The sequence below is a fragment of the Methanothermobacter sp. CaT2 genome, from assembly GCF_000828575.1.
Lineage (GTDB): Archaea > Methanobacteriota > Methanobacteria > Methanobacteriales > Methanothermobacteraceae > Methanothermobacter.
On the sequence record NZ_AP011952.1, the window covers coordinates 262754 to 278881 of the forward strand.

At 50.1% G+C, this 16128-nt stretch carries 11 protein-coding genes; 3 read left to right on the top strand and 8 right to left on the bottom strand.

What is annotated here, in order from left to right; translation table 11 throughout:
* Positions 1-2: 2 nt before the first annotated feature.
* The 4 genes from MTCT_RS09050 to MTCT_RS09055 form a co-directional block, all read right to left on the bottom strand.
* Positions 3-2132 carry a pseudomurein-binding repeat-containing protein gene (locus MTCT_RS09050; protein WP_052457289.1) on the bottom strand — a complete coding sequence of 710 codons (2130 nt, stop codon included), beginning with the start codon at positions 2130-2132 and terminating at the stop codon, positions 3-5.
* A 322-nt stretch (positions 2133-2454) separates the two neighbouring features.
* On the bottom strand, positions 2455-4098 hold the full coding sequence (locus MTCT_RS01495) for a cation:proton antiporter (RefSeq protein ID WP_052457292.1): 1644 nt from the start codon (positions 4096-4098) through the stop codon (positions 2455-2457).
* 199 nt (positions 4099-4297) lie between these two features.
* A complete protein-coding gene (locus MTCT_RS01500; protein ID WP_048175238.1) occupies positions 4298-5902 on the bottom strand; it encodes a pseudomurein-binding repeat-containing protein in 1605 nt (534 codons plus the stop codon).
* 172 nt (positions 5903-6074) lie between these two features.
* A complete protein-coding gene (locus tag MTCT_RS09055) occupies positions 6075-8177 on the bottom strand; it encodes a histidine kinase dimerization/phosphoacceptor domain -containing protein (protein ID WP_052457295.1) in 2103 nt (700 codons plus the stop codon).
* A gap of 136 nt (positions 8178-8313) precedes the next feature.
* Here MTCT_RS09055 and MTCT_RS01510 point away from each other — a divergent pair, with 136 nt between their 5' ends.
* Positions 8314-9423, top strand: coding sequence for a CDP-glycerol glycerophosphotransferase family protein (locus MTCT_RS01510; RefSeq protein ID WP_048175239.1), 1110 nt, complete (start codon positions 8314-8316; stop codon positions 9421-9423).
* Positions 9424-10653, top strand: coding sequence for a glycosyltransferase (locus tag MTCT_RS09060; protein ID WP_052457297.1), 1230 nt, complete (start codon positions 9424-9426; stop codon positions 10651-10653).
* A gap of 20 nt (positions 10654-10673) precedes the next feature.
* Here MTCT_RS09060 and MTCT_RS01520 read toward each other — a convergent pair whose 3' ends face one another.
* Positions 10674-11639: a glycosyltransferase gene (locus MTCT_RS01520; protein WP_158498088.1), complete on the bottom strand. Its 966-nt coding sequence runs from the start codon at positions 11637-11639 to the stop codon at positions 10674-10676.
* Positions 11640-11952: 313 nt separating this feature from the next.
* Between MTCT_RS01520 and MTCT_RS01525 the strand changes: the two genes are divergently transcribed.
* Positions 11953-13077 (top strand): CDP-glycerol glycerophosphotransferase family protein, encoded by a 1125-nt coding sequence (locus MTCT_RS01525; RefSeq protein WP_048175241.1) that lies wholly within the window; start codon positions 11953-11955, stop codon positions 13075-13077.
* Between the two features lie 86 nt (positions 13078-13163).
* On the opposite strand, the gene MTCT_RS01530 is transcribed toward MTCT_RS01525, so the two are convergent.
* Genes MTCT_RS01530 through MTCT_RS01540 form a run of 3 tightly spaced genes read right to left on the bottom strand, consistent with a single transcriptional unit; the run spans position 13164 to position 16095 of the window.
* The gene (locus tag MTCT_RS01530; protein ID WP_052457299.1) at positions 13164-14417 is read right to left on the bottom strand and encodes an oligosaccharide flippase family protein; all 1254 of its coding nucleotides are present in this window, start codon (positions 14415-14417) and stop codon (positions 13164-13166) included.
* 20 nt (positions 14418-14437) lie between these two features.
* Positions 14438-15403: an NAD(P)H-dependent glycerol-3-phosphate dehydrogenase gene (locus MTCT_RS01535; protein WP_048175242.1), complete on the bottom strand. Its 966-nt coding sequence runs from the start codon at positions 15401-15403 to the stop codon at positions 14438-14440.
* Positions 15400-16095: an NTP transferase domain-containing protein gene (locus MTCT_RS01540; protein WP_144245646.1), complete on the bottom strand. Its 696-nt coding sequence runs from the start codon at positions 16093-16095 to the stop codon at positions 15400-15402. Before MTCT_RS01540 ends, MTCT_RS01535 begins: the two co-directional genes overlap by 4 nt.
* Positions 16096-16128: the final 33 nt, after the last annotated feature.

The following is a 16128-nucleotide window of genomic DNA, read 5'->3' on the forward strand; positions in this document are numbered from 1 at the left end:
ATTTAGAATGGTAAACTTTCGTAGTAGCCCTTTATGGTTGCACTCTTCCAGTTTTTTATGACTCCAAGGGAGTTCATGCTGCTTGATGCATCGGCATTTACCCATGAACCATTGAGGTAGAACTGGGCCCATACATGTCCATAGACGTTGCCTGAGATGAATGTACAGGTGGCATGCACATACCTTGCCTTTATCCCGGCTGCCCTTGAGAGAGCAACAAGGAGGTGCGTCATGTCCACACAGTTACCTGTCCTGTTTTTAAGCGTCCCCAGAGCCCCGTACCTGGTGTTGTAGTAGAAGCTGTAGTCTATATGGTCACGCACCCAGTTGAAAATCGCTGTTGCCTTTGATAGCGCTGATGTGAGACCCCTTGTTATGCTTGCTGCGAGGGACTGTATTTCAGGGGCGCTGACCTGGCAGTTGGCTGTTGATGAAAGGTAACCTCCTGAGAATACTGAACTCTCCACTGTAACATAATTTGGAAGTCTGCCGTTAGCCTCTTTGAATGCAGCGATCTTTGAGAGGATATAGGTCAGGACGTTGAAGCTCAGGTTCCCTGCACTGGACGGTACACTGGTTGGTGGGCGGCCATTCACTGACATATAGCTTATAACCTGGGATGCTATTCTCAGGTACTCGTCCTTCTGGATTGTCCCTGATGCTGATAGTGTTGTGTTTGATCCCTCACTGAATGACCCGGTTTTCAGGTCACCTCCTGTGAGCAACTCTGCCAGCAGGTAGAGGAATTCTGCAGGTGTAACCTGTCTTTCCCCCACGGTGACATAGGATGGGAGCCTGTAGTTTGACTCCACGAATGACTTGAACCTGCTGGCGGCGTCCATTATGAGCTCTGCAGTTATTGAATTGGCAGCGGATGGTATTCCAGCTATAAAGTCAGTGTCAATCAAGCCGTACCTGAAGAGTGCGTACCCATCTGCCCCTCCACTTAGGGCGGCGTTTATATCCCCCATCAGTTCATCTTCAGGGATGGGTGTCACATTGGAGTCTGACCGGTATGTCTGAAGTCCTGTCCAGACCTCTGCGTTGAGACTCTTAGCCTTAATGTAAGCTGTTACATTCTGTATCCATGCACTGTCTTCCCTGTAGTTGCCCTTGTAGGCCATTGGTATGAGGACGTCCAGGTATTCGGCTAGCTGAGTGTAGTTCTGTCCGTAGTAGTGGGCATTCGATGACTTCTCTGGCATCAGTGCTGCTGATAGAAGTAGTCCAGGATTAACTGCCCTGACGGCTTCACTTATCCTTTTGACGATTTCTGTTATGGTATTTGTTGCATTGGGGACCTGGTATGCGTTTCCAGGGTACCTGATGTAGTCGAGGTGAACCCCACCCACACCCGATATGTTCGTGTAGGAGAGTATCCTCTGGGTGAGGTTATTAATGAACCGCTCTGCATGGGTTGTGTTGTAGCCGTATCTTGTCTCTGTACTGGTAACAGTCTTTGTAACTGTCCTGTACTTTATGGTGTAACGTGTCTCCTTAACGTACCTATAGGAGGTTTTCTTAACGTAGCGGTACTTCCAAGTGTATCTCCACTTACCCCTGTACTTGTACCATGACTTGTACCACTTCTTCACATAGGTTGTGTAGGCCTTCTTCACTGTTACAGTGTAATAGTACCTGTAGGGTTCCTGGACTGTGACCTTGCTGGTGGTTGTAACATTGTAGGCGTACCTGCCGGTTGGGTCAACCCATTTTCCGCTGGAATCCTTGAGGCAGATGACCCAGGCACTCACCCTTATACCCTGGGCTGAAGCGTTACCGAGGAATGAGGTGAGGTTTGATCTGAAGCGTTCATCATTGAAGGCCAGCTGCTCAAGGAAAACATCAGATATACCCTTATCTTTGAGTTCACTGAGGTTGACCTTTCCCATGTCATAGGCCTTGACCCAGATGGCGCCGTGTGCCTGTTCTGTTGTTGTGTTTTCCTGTGTTTGTGTTGTGTTTTTCGCTGCTGTGTCTGTCGTGTTCTGTTCTGTTGTTGTGTTTTCCTGTGTTTGTGTTGTGTTCTGGGCTTCCATATCCTCTGTGCTGCTGTCTGCCATTTCAACGGCAGACGCCACATTTGAGCCCATGAAAGAAAGCGCCAGAACAAGGGCTATTAGAATGTTCAACTTTCTCGAAATTTTACCGCCTCCACTGGGGCTAAAAACCCCATGTAGACTCTTAAAAAGGCCTTTATATATAAACATTGCGGTTTAAAAATTGAAAAAAGACGTTATTAGAACTTTTTAAATCAAATAAGACAATATTAGAGTCTTTCACGGTTTTCATTATGCTACGTGAGTCTGGATAACAGCTCCTACAAAGATAAGAGCATTCGCGCTCTGGATCTGAATTCAGAGCCACCATATAACCGATTTTCAGAGGAGGAGGTCTGTGCATGTCAGATTAAGGGGGTAATACAATGTTTGATCAACTCTCAACATAACTACCTCACTCCTCAAGCTCACAGACCCCACTGTAACAGCTGAATATCTCATCTGAGATCCTCCTGGTAGCCTCACGCTTCTCTGAAACCACCACATCGGCCCCTGCTGTGTAGAGCATCTCAGTATTCTCAAATCCCCTTATCCTCGCTATTATCTTCATACCCTCATTCAGCGCCCTGGCTTCATGGATGGCATGGATCGTGGACCGGTAGTCTGCAATGGCAACCACCATCACCGCGGCCTCCGGGACATTGAAGTGCCTCAGCACGGTCAGGTGCGTCCCATCTCCATAGTAGACATTGAGACCCTCACCACGGGCCCTTTTCACGGCTTCAGGGTTGACATCCAGACCTATGTATGGTATACCATGGTCCTCACAGGTATCTGCAAGCCTCCTCCCGGTTATACCCATACCTATGATTATCAGGTGGTCCCTGAGGTCCACAGAGGGCCTCCTGTAGACCCTTCCATTCTTTATCCAGGGGTGGATGTCCGCGCGGACTATCCTCTCTGAGATCCTGGGTGAGAGTGATATGAGGAAGGGGGTGATGGCCATGGTTATCAGTGAAACCGAGAGGAAGGCCTGGAATGTTAAACGGTCCATGAGGCCGTAACGTAGCCCGGTCTCAGAGAGTATGAAGGAGAACTCACCGATCTGTGCAAGGACAAGGCCCAGAAGGACCACGACCCTCGCGGAGTAGCCCAGGACGAATCCAACGAGGGTGTTCAGGACCACCTTTATGAGGAGAACCCCGAGCACCGCCAGGACTATGAGGTAGAGATGGCTCAGGAAGAACCTCAGATCCAGCAGCATTCCCAGGGAGACGAAGAAGAAGCTAAGGAAGACCTCCTGGAAGGGGAGCACAGTCCCCTGGGCCCTGTGGGCGTAGTCTGTGTTTGCAACGATGAGGCCCGCCAGGAAGGCCCCTAGGGCTGGTGAGAGCCCCACCTCCCCTGTGAGCCAGGTGACGGATGCACATACAAGTATGACGGTCAGGAGGAATATCTCCCGGCTCCCGGTGGCTGCAACCACATCAAAGAGTCCTGGTACAAGCCACCTTGCCGATACCAGGGTCCCGAGGAGCACAGCTCCAGCTGTGAGGAGGGTTACCAGCGCCGATGAGGGGTCACCCACCACACCGGCCAGGAAGGGCACTGTGAGGATCATGGGAACGGCTGCAACGTCCTGGAATATGAGGATGGCCAGGGAAGCCTGTCCATGGGGTGCCTCGGTCTCGTGGAAGTCCTGCAGGACCTTGAGAACCACCGCTGTACTGCTGAGGGATATGAGGAAACCCATGAATACGGCCTTAGCAGGGTCCAGACCCAGCACCAGGGTGAGGATGGCCACCACCGAGACCGTTAGACATATCTGGAGGGTTCCACCTATAAGGGCGGTTCTCCTGAACTCCCCGAACCTTTCAGCTGACATTTCAAGTCCAATTGTGAAGAGAAGCAGTATGACACCAATTTCAGCGAGGCTCTCAATACTCCCTGATGACACAGCCCCGAGAACAGATGGACCGGCTATCACCCCGGTCACAAAGAAGCCCAGAATGGCGGGGATCCTGGCCCGGTTGAGCAGAAGGAGGACCATGAGTGCCAGGCTGAATATTATGACAATCTCCCTCATGAGTGGAACGTCCATGTTAGCACCATTTAACTGTCTCTGACCGGTGTCTAATTAGCTTTTGTATCCGGTGTTCATTATCCTTATTCTGAGTATTGTATGGTTTTTATTCCGGGACTCTGATCTGCTGACAATGATTCCTGTTATTCTGGCTTTTATATCCGATGTTCTCTCACAAGAAGAACCATGAAAAAGAAAAAATGAGGTTTATTAACCTCTAAAACGGTAAACTCGCGTATATGCCCTTTATCACTGCGCTGGAAGTGTTCCAGTTGTTCACAACTCCAAGGCTGTTCCTTGAGCTTGTTGCATCTGCAGCGTACCATGTATCGCCAACAAGGAGCTGGGCCCAGACATGTCCATAGACGTTACCTGATGTGAAGTTACAGGTCCCGTGCACATACCTGGCAGGTATCCCTGAAGCCCTTGCCAGGGCAACCAGGAGGTGTGTGTGATCCACACAGTTACCTGTCCTGTTTTTGAGTGTGCCCACTGCGCCGTACTTCGTGTTGTAGTAGAAGCTGTAGTTTATGTTGTCACGCACCCAGCTGAAGACGGCCTCCGCCCTGGAAAACGTCGAGGTCAGCCCCCTTCTTATCTCAGATGCAAGGGATCTGATATCAGGACTGTCCACGGGACAGCTGGCTGATGAGGTGAGGTACCTTGCGGTGCTCTCACCATTGTAGGGGTCATTCTCTGGCCTGTTCTTCAGGGAGGACGCCAGCCTCGTTACGGTCACGGTGTTCGGAAGTCTCTTGTTGCTGCTGTAGAAGCTCAGGACCCTTGAAATGGAGTATACAAGGCTCTCATACGAGATTCTACCTTTACTTGATCCTGCATAATTTGGGGCCCTATGGTTCTTCTCCATGAACCCCTGAACGCCGGATGCCACCTTGAGGTACTCTGACCTTGTGAGGGTACCCCTGGCATCGCCTGCAGGCTTCGTTGCCTCACCGGCAGTTACCGGTGCTATCGGGGTGTTCTTACCCAGATTTATCTGGTTGAGGCATTTAACCATTAGATGCAGGAACTGGGCTATACCAAGCCGCTGGTTTGCCACCTGCACATACCCGGGTAGGCTCTGACTCCTGTCAATGTAGTTCTTCAGTGAATTGGCCGCTGCAAGTATCTGTTCCCTGGTGAAACCTGAATTGCCACTGGCAGCATCGCTGCTGCCGGAATTATTACTGGTGGGGGTGGAGGATTTCACAGAGTTGAGTTCGTCAAGTTTGATGTAGTTTGGAAGTCGCTGATTTGTAACTTTAAAATTAATTGCCCTTGCAAATAGCCACACAAGTGATTCGAATCTTATGTTCTGGTCCCTGAAGCCTATGTATCCGGGCGCCCCTCCTGATGAGAGGACCCTGCCTGCAACTTCAAGGTAATCCTTCAGGTAAATTGAGCCTTTGAGCATGGTCCCTGATGTTTTAGCCGGCAACTGAACCTGATTCACTGTGGGTGTCCTGTTGAGGACGTAGTATGATTCAAGCTGCAGGAACTGTGCCATGTTCACCTTAACGCTTCCAACCTCAACTGTGAGGGGGAGGCGTTTGTTCTTTGCTATGAAGGTGTTGACACGGACTGCGGCGTCCTCAACATCGGCCCGTGAAACGGATGGGCCCGCTGCAGAGTCCAGAGTCCTGTTAGCCTCTGCACTCGCATTAACCACTGCAACTGTGGAGTTTGACTCCATCACTGTACTGCAGGTTTTTGCTGTCATGTTATCAGGAAGCAGTGCTTCTTCACCTTGTGTGTTCTGGGCATAGATCTCTCCGGTATTAAGTAACACCATGCATGCAAACAGCATGCACAGCAGTTGCATACCACGGGATATACTATCGCCTCCAGAATGCAGGACGGAATCCTGCAGCTATATTTCTGCCCCTGATTTTATTTATAAATTGTGATCTTTTGCTGGCTGGTTTCTGGAGGTTGTGGTAAAATTAGAAGAAACACGCCCCTATTTTGTTGTGTATCCTGTTTTTTCATGGTTCTTAGAATCTCTTTTTGTACTGTATCTCCGAGAACCTCACCCTGAACTCTGTGCCCCCACTGGAGGTGTACTCCAGTTCACCGTTCAGCTGATCGGTCAGGTTCCTCACAAGGAGCATCCCAAGGCTCCTGAGGCTGTCCAGGTTGAAGTCATCAGGGAGTCCCACGCCATCATCTGCAACGGTAAGCAGAAACCCATCACCGTCACGGCCCAGTGAAACACGCACCTCACCGCCACCATCAGGGAACGCATACTTGAAGGCGTTTGTCACAAGTTCATTCACTATGAGTCCCAGGGGAATTATGGTGTCAACGTTGAGCTTGATGTCCTCTATTTCAAATCTGAGGTCAACCTGCTGATCAGGCCTCAGGTAGGAGAACATTATGCTCCTTGCAAGGCCCTCAATGTAGCCCCGCACATCCACATCCGCAAGGTTTCCTGAACGGTAGAGCTTCTCATGTATCATTGACATGCTCATGATGCGCCCCTGGCTGTCCCTCAGCACACCGGTGATTCCAGGGTCATCTATGTAGCTGCTCTGAAGGTTAAGGAGGCTTGAGATCACCTGCAGGTTGTTCTTGACACGGTGGTGGATCTCCCTCAATAGCAGCTCCTTCTCCTCAAGGGATTCCACCAGCCTCTTCTCATAGAATATCCTCTTCAGTGTCGAGGCAGCCTCTCCACCCATAGTCTCAAGCAGTTTAAGCTCATATTCATCCGGTTCATGCCCGTTCCTGAAGACCATGAAGCCGAGGGTCTTCTCGTCATGCCTCAGTGCCACCGCTATCAGCCCATCCCTCACCAGCACGGCATCATCCAGTTCTCCAAGGATCTCCTCAGGGTCATCAATGCTGAAGCCGTCTCCCATGGGCCTCAGGACACCATCCCTCATGAGATAAAGAGCACCATCAGATAGGCCCAGATGCTCATTCAGGAGCCCCATGATATTCTTGAAGAGCTCATCAGGGCTGTTGCTATGATTTATCCTGACTATGGCTTCATTGAGTGTCCTGAATTCATGGAGGCGCATCCTGGTAAGTTTCTCTGACTTCTCTGTTTCCTCTATCCTGTCCCTCAGCCTGAGTGTGTGGCGGAGGTCCTCGGCCACCATGGAGTAGCCCACCACATCGGCACCCTCCCTTATGAGTGATATGAAGAGCTTCACAGGGAGCCGCTCACCATCTAACCTCAGGTACTCAATGGATAGCGGCCTGTGATGATAGTCACCCCTGGAGGATGAAGCCCTCTCCCTGATGTCCTCAAATTCCCTCTCCAGTTTGCCGTGGTGTTCGGGTGCAACGATATCCCTCCAGTTACCTGGAGAATTCACACCCAGTTCACTTTCTGCCCTGTGGTTGAGCTTTATCACCCCTCCCTCTGCATCCAGTAGGACGACGAGGTCGGTGACCTTATCTATTATGCTCTCACCTGCAAGGGATGGGCTCATGGATGGTGGATGGTAATTGACCATCGCATGGACGATACCTGCGGCTCCGATCATCCCCACGATCTGTCCCAGGGTGTTCATGTTCTGGGGACTTGACGGGATGAAGGTGGTCAGGATCATGGCTGCAATGAGGCTGAAGGACGATGCGATGAATATCAGGGTGGTCATATTCCTCTCACGGTGGGATGGTGCCACCCTGGCATGGTTCCATATGAGTGAGACTGCGACGGCAAGATAACCCACCATGTAGGCCTCAAATAATTCCCGGAAGTCGCCGGTCCATGAGAGGAGGTCATGGATGTCCCCCGGTTTAAGGAGGGAGTCCACAAGCAGCAGGTAAATGAAGAGGAAGGAGGGTATTATGGGTATAACAGTGAACTTAGTGAGCCTTTCATCATCTGCAGAGAGTACCAAGGCAAAGTTCAGGAATAGGGCTGGCAGCAGGATGATGGAGAGGCCCGAGATCATGTAGAGTATCAGACCGTACACGCCTGAGGTGGTGTGGAGGAGTGTGGATGTCAGTGCCCACAGGGCCAGTGCTATGGCTATGAGAAGGAAGCTCCACTCCAGATTACACCTCCTCAGCTTGAGGGGGTACATCCCGGCCCCCAGATAGAATACCGATGCCAGTACCGATAGGGTTATGTAGATGTCCATCCTCCCACATCTCTTAAAGTATACATAAAATGAGGTGGTATACTGTTTATATCCTGGTTACCATTAAATACCTTTACGGTCATGAGGGTGTGTATCTACCGGAGGCCCACCAGGTATTAATTCATGGAGGATCATAATGTCATTGCATGATTCATTCGTCAGGTTCCTGCTGAATTCATGGATTGGAAGAGCCCTTAACCTTATCATGGTTGCCATAAATCGTCTTGTACCCAAGAGGGACAATCAGATACTCTTTGAAAGCATACCAGATTTTTCAGATAACCCTTCCCAGCTTTACAGTTACATTAAATCCCTTGGAACAGATTACAGGATGATATGGGTGGTTGACAGTATCAGGGATGACCTCGACGCCCCACAGTATCTGAGGAACACTCCATCAGAATTCTGGCAGTTCCTGAGGTCAAGGTACATAGTCAGCTCCCACGGCTATCACCTCATGATAAGGGCGGGTAATCAGGTCTACCTCAACCTCTGGCATGGGATGCCCCTGAAGGCAATGGGCTACACAGAAAGGGAGCCATCCATACTGCTCCCGGGGGTATGTGATGAGAACTACTACCTCATCGCAACTTCCACCATAATGAGGAATGCCCTGGCGGCCTGCTTCAACCAGGACGCCCGCAGGATACACATAACAGGTCAGCCAAGGAACGATAAACTCCTCACAGAGGGCAGAACCATGGATGATTCCAGGACCATAATTCTGTACACACCAACCTACAGGGATACTGGCAGGGACGAGTCCATATTCAGCATGCCGGACTACAGTGAGGAGAAATTTCAGGACTTTCTCAGGGAACATGACGCAGTCTTCCTCATGAAGCTCCACCCACTCGATTCAGGGATCAGGCAGAGGTCCGGGGGTAATATCAGGGCCCTTGACCCGTCAGAGGATCTCTACGACATCCTGCAGGGGGTTGATGTCCTTGTAACCGATTACTCATCGGTCTACTTTGACTTTCTGCTCCTTGACAGGCCTGTGATCTTTGCTGTCCCTGACCTGGAGGAGTACCGGAGGGTGAGGGGTTTTGTCCTGGAGCCCTTCGAGTTCTGGGCCCCGGGTCCCCGTGTTGAAACCTTCAGTGATTTCCTGGAGGAACTTGAAAGGTGTCTTGAGGATGATGACTATTACAGGAGGGAGAGGAGGATCGTGAACAGCCTCGTGAACCAGCACCAGGATGGGGAGTCATCAAGGAGAGTCTATGAACTGGTTTGGGGTGATTGAATGAGGATTGGACTCATATTACCATCCCTTGATGATAGTGGAGTCGCCAGGGCTGCCGCCAGTCTATCATCTCTTCTATCAGAGCACCATGAGGTGCACGTGATCACAGTTTACAGACATGAACCCCTGCAGGAGTGGAGTGGCAGTTTCCATGTCCTGGACGTCCCCCCTGCCTCTCCAGGGGATGGACTGCCCCGGAGGCTTGGACTTTTCATAAGGAGGATACTTGCACTGCGACGCATTAAGGCTGAACTTGAACTTGATGTCTCGGTATCCTTCTCAGAGGCCCTCAGCATACAGAACATACTCACAGCCGGCTCTGACAGACCAGTTGTAAGTCATCACACTGTACTCTCAAGGAATGAGAACCTTGACGATATCTATGGGAGGGGTGTGAAGGCCCTCGTGAGGCTCATCTATCCCAGGGCGGCTGGAATAATCTGTGTATCCATAGATTCGGCCATTGACCTCACTGATGCGTACGGTATCGACCCCCGGCAGGTATCGGTGATACCAAACCACATAGACGTCGATGCCATTGAGGGGGCTGCTGTTCTACCGGCAAGGTGGAAGGATGTGTTCACCTCACCTGTGATCCTGACCACTGGAAGGTTGACACATGCCAAGGGCCAGTGGCACCTTATCAGGGTGTTCGCCAGGCTAAAAGAACTCATACCCGACCTCAAACTGGTCATACTGGGTGACGGGGACCTGAGGGAATACCTGCAGGGACTATCAGAGGACCTTGGTCTTAAAACCTTCACCGGTGGCGAGCCAGGTGAATATGACGTTTACTTTGCTGGATTCCAGAGTAACCCCTATGGTTTCATGGCACATTCAGACCTCTTTGTCCTGCCATCACTGAGGGAGGCACTCCCACTTGCCCTGATGGAGGCCATGGCTCTGGGGACGCCTGTTGCAGCCGCAGACTGTGGGGGTCCAAGGGAGATACTTGCCCCCAGTTCAGATCCATCATTCAAAACAGAAAAGATGGAATTCGCAGATTACGGGGTCCTTCTACCTCCCTTTGATGGTGAAATGAGGGCTGCAGATGATGAACTGTGTAGGGAGGAAAAGTTATGGGTCGATACACTCCACGAGATCATCACAGACAGGAAGGTCCTTGACTCATATTCTGAGTGGGCCAGGGAGAGGGCCCTCCAGTTCAGCCCTGATGCCATCAGGAGGAGGTGGCTGGATTTCCTTGATGCCGTGGTAGATCAGGGATAAAATGTTTGATGGGATGGATATCAGCCTTTGCCGGTGGCGTCGGGGTTCATCCCTGTGACCTCCCGGATCAGACGCCTCCACTTCTCCCCGATAACCTGGGGGGACCTGGTTTTCAGTACGTGGGCCCTCAGGTTCTCACCCCATTCACGAACCAACGAAGGATCTTCAATAGTTTTTACGAGTTTTTTGATCATGTCTTCTTCGTTTTCTGCTATTATACCATGGACTCCATCCTCGAGTTCCTCGAATTCACTTTTAAACTTGGCTATTGGGACTGACAGGTAGCCTGCCTCCATTGCAGCATATCCAAGTTCAATCATTTCATATCCAAGGATCATCATGTCTGCTGATTTGAGATAGCATAAGAAGTCGTCGCGGTAACCCATCATTTTAATATGGGGATTGTCTATTTCTACGGGATTGCCAAAAACTAAAAGTTGAATTTTTCTATCTGTTCTTTTATTCACCTCTGTAATTATCCTTGAAAGTCTCTCCATCCCTTTAATTAGTGATCCTCCTACACTAACATATGTTACAAGGGTGAAATCGTCAAATGATAAATTTTTGCAGCTGGCCACTTTCTTGTCTACGTCTGCTGATATGAAAGCATTTGGTATGACAACACCATTAATTCCATTTTTTTCTAGTTTTATCCTAGCAATTGCAGTAACACGACTATAAATCAGTGGGATGAATATCAGCCTGTGCAGTATCCAGTTTATTATCCTGAAAATGTAGTGGAAGTTCCCCCTGGGGTTCATCCTGAGGGCGGTTATTGCCTCATCCATAACCCAGCCATGTACTGTGAGGATTGCGGGCACCCCGCTTCTGCGGATCATCATAAGGCCCCCGATGATGAGGGGGCCATGGACGTGTATGAGGTCATAGTTCCTGAGGTCGACCCTGTCAAGTTCTGATGCATGGACTGTTTCGGTGCTGGCTCCAAGCATCCTGTAAACGGTTTCCTGAGATTTAATAGCCCTCATGACACCACCCCTTGTGGATGGGTCGAAGGGTATTATCATCATTATCTTCATAAACTCCCTCGCTTTCAGTTTCCTGAACAAAGTGTCTGATCACATGATTTTCCAGGTGTTCCACTGGGGGATCCTATTGTTTCTGCCGGTTAATCTAATTTGTGATGCAAGTTCTTTCCTGCATCCATGATCCTCTCATGATCTTATCCTCTGTTCATGATGTTCTTGCGTTTTTTTGTCTGGCAGATGGATGGATCTATATATGGGCCTTTGCCATAATGTGATTGAGCAATCCATAAATGCGAAACTGGAGGCCTGTTTCATGTTAACACGTTTACTCAAGTTTATCAACTGGATTTTACCAAAGGACGATGGGCTGGCTGTATTTGACAGTGTACCTGATTTTTCAGGAAACAGCCAGGCTCTGTTTGAATTCATGAGGGACATGGGTGAACCTGAAGCGGTATGGATCGTTGAAGAGCCCCTCGACATTGAGGGTGTGATACAGGAGAGGAGACACTCGCTGAGGGCCCTCCTCACCATTTTACGTGCTGGTTCCCTGGTCTCCACACATGGGAGGATGAGTGAGATCCGTGTAAGGCGACAGAAGTATGTTAACCTCTGGCATGGGATGCCCCTGAAGGCCATGGGCTACGCTGAAACCGGCGAAAGGGAGTTTAAGGAACCCGTAAGGTTCGATGATGAGAACTACTACCTCATCGCAACTTCCACCATAATGAGGAATGCCATGACGGCATGCTTCAACCAGGACGCCCGCAGGGTACACATAACAGGTCAGCCAAGGAACGATAAACTCTTCAGATCAGATGGAAGGATCCCTGAGATTACAGGTATTGATACCAGTTCCTACAATAAGGTGGTGCTCTTCGCACCAACATTCAGGGCATCAGATTACATAAGTGATGGGAGACTCATATCCCACCACCTCAATCTCCCGGACTTTGATGCCGAGGCCTTCTCAGGGTTCCTGAAGGAAAAGAACATACTTTTCCTTGTGAAGTTCCATCCACTCGAAGAGGAGGAGGCAAGAAGATTCTTCAGTGAAATGGACAACGTGGTGCTGATAGGTAGCGATGACCTTGCAAAGAGATGCATGGACCTCTATGACGTCCTCCCAGGGGTTGATGTCCTTGTAACCGATTACTCATCGGTCTACTTTGACTTTCTGCTCCTTGACAGGCCTGTGATCTTTGCTGTCCCTGACCTGGAGGAGTACCGGAGGGTGAGGGGTTTTGTCCTGGAGCCCTTCGAGTTCTGGGCCCCGGGTCCCCGTGTTGAAACCTTCAGTGATTTCCTGGAGGAACTTGAAAGGTGTCTTGAGGATGATGACTATTACAGGAGGGAGAGGAGGATCGTGAACAGCCTCGTGAACCAGCACCAGGATGGGGAGTCATCCAGGAGAGTCTATGAACTGGTCTGGGGATGAAAAATAGGAAATGCATGTAATTTTATTTTTTTATAGAGTTTTGCTGGCACCCCTCCTTTTCTCTGACGGTTCTCTGCGGGAGTCATCTACCAGAGGTCATGTTTTTTGATCCCGTAGACCCTTATTGCCAGGACTATGGTTTCGGTTATTATCACGAGACATGCAACGATGTATATGTTCATGAATGCCGATACTGCAAGGAGCATTATCAGGTGCACAATTGAACCTATTATCACGCTGCCGTTGGCGTACCTCTGCTGTCCAAGAACGGCGAGGAAGGGGTAGCCCAGGAGTATCGAGGGGATTACCACCATGAGGGCCACGGCAAGTAACCTGAGGACGTTGACACTTGGCATGTACTGCGGGCCAAAGAGTATTCCTATTATGGTGGGCGCGAAGAGGATTATCCCACCACAGAGGATGGTGTTGAGGATGAGGGAGTAGCGCAGGACCTTCCTGTGGAATGCCCTGTTACGTGTCTTGGCCATATAGGGATAGGTTACCTGCATCAGAGGGCTGTAGAGGCCCTGAGCAGCAGTGTAGAGTTTCTCAGCAGCGGAGTAGTACCCCACTGCGGTGTTACCCGCGAATAAACCCAGGAAGAATGAGTTACTACTGGTGTAGATCGAAACAGAGACCCTTGACAGGAAGAACTGGGTGCTGTCCCTGAAGGTCTCGTAAACCGTCCTCAGGGGTGGTAAATGGAACCTTACATTGAAGCGGGCCCTTATAATCCACTGAGAAATCACACCGGCGGTTAGGGTCCCCATGGACTGGAGAAGGGGTACGTAGAGGTAATCGGATGGACGTCTTATGAATATGAATATGGCTGCAAGGAATATGAGGTTCGTGAGGACATTAAGGACGGTTATGTACTTCATCCGCTCCATGCCCTGATAGAACCAGGTCGGGAAGATCACATTCCCGATAACAAGTCCAAAGGCAAAGATATAGACCTGCCAGTTAACCGAGAAACGGGGAATGTTAAGGATGACGAGCAGGAGCAGGCAGAAACTCAGGGTTGCAAGGATCCCCTTGATTAACATGACGGAGCTGAATATCTCGGATACACGGTGCGGATCCTCCCTGTTCACCGATATCTCCCTCACAGCAGAAAGGTTGAAACCGTAATCGGTGATGATGATGAAGTAGGTGTTGAATGCGATGGCAAAGTTCACAAGGCCATAGTTGTAGACACCCAGAACCCTGGTGAGGTATGGGAGGGTGATGAAGGGTATTATGTAGACAAGCACCTGGAGGGTTGAAAGTGAGAGGAAGTTCTCGGCGAGAACCCTGTACTCCTCTGACCTGATAAGTCCCATGAGATCCCGGATACTCATCGAAATAAACTCCTGATTACCTAAAATTCGGGTCTGGATATCCTGTTCTGGAATTCCTTTATGTAGAGGTTGACGTTTTCAGGTTCCTGCATGGTCCGGTATACCATTTCAAGGACCGGCAGCTCAAGACCCTCTGTCAGCTCCCTTATGGCCCTTATGGCCCTGAGGCTCTCTATGGTTATGGTGGAGTCCTCGCTGAGTCTCATCTTCTTACCCAGCATGAGCCCCAGGGTGCGGTTACGGCTCTTATCGGTTGTTGATGTGAGGAGAAAGTCTCCAAATCCACAGAACCTGTCATGGAGTTCACCGTACCCCATCTCATTGAGTATCAGGTTCATCTCCCTGAAGCATAGGGTCAGGAGGGAGTGGCGGTGATTCTCGCCTGTTATCTGTCCGTCGAGTATACCCATGGCCACGGCGTAGACGTTCTTGAGTATCCCGCAGAATTCAACACCCTCAACGTTCTCTGAGTGGTCGAGGATTATGCGGGGAGACTTCAGAAGCCCTGCAATTTCCCTCGCATATCTGGTGCTGGCACCCACTGTTATCCCGGACGTCATGCCCCTTATGAGTTCGTCGGCGAAGTTGGGACCGGATATGCTGAATACTGTCCTGGACCCTGTTTCCTCCCTTATAACAGAGCTCATGGTTTTGAGGCCTGGGTGCTCTATTCCCTTTATGCAGGATACTATCTTCTTATCCTCAAGGCTGCTGTTCATTGACCTTACGATGCTCCTGAGGTTCCCTGATGGCACGGCCATGAATACGTACTCGGATTCCTCCAGCACGGAACCGTCCATGAGTGTCGCCTCTATGTTACCCCTCAGTTTCACTCCAGGATGATAAGCGCTGTTTTCGCGCATCCTGTTGATGTTCTCCACAACTTCGAACCTCCGGGCCATGAGGCGGACCCTCTCAGCATTCCATGATAGGACCTGTGCTATCGCTGTTCCGAAGCTCCCTGCTCCAATGACTGTGACCATCATTTATGGTTCTCCATGAAATATTTTCTGGCTTCCACGAGGTCCTCAGGGAAGTCCACCTCTATGCAGAACCTTTCGCCTATGTTGAGTGGTCTGAAGGTTTCCCCGTTCTCTATGAGAATTTCAACTCCCCTCTCAAAGTAGTCCTGATCCTGGCATTCCCTGAGGGCATTCCTCAACATGGGAATGGTTTCTCTGGAGACCTGATTTATTCCCACAGCCTCCCCGAGGGGGTCCGTGACATTCTTGGACAGTTCCCTTATGAATCCCTGACTGTCGAGGCTGTATTTAACCTCTTCCTCCCCCACCTTCTTGTTGTCAACGCAGATGAGGTTTTCGCCCGGCTTCTCACATATCATTTTGAGGATGGATGGGTCGAAGACCACGTCCCCGTTCATCCAGATCACATCCTCATCCATGTCCTCCAGCCCTATTAGAAGGCTTTTGGAGGTGTTTGTTTCGCTGTAGCGATGGTTGTAGACGAATTCAAGGTTGGGGTACCTCTCCTCTATGAGATGGCCCCTGTAGCCCAGCACGACCCTCACGTTTTCTGTTGACGTTATCTGTGCTATATTTTCGAGCTGTTGATCCATTATCGTTTTTCCATCTCCGAGTTCCACGAGTGCCTTGGGTATTCCATGCCCAAGTCTGCTTCCGGTTCCTGCAGCAAGAATAATAACCCTAATAAGAATCACCTTTAAATGTAGATAAGAACAATTCTAGACCAG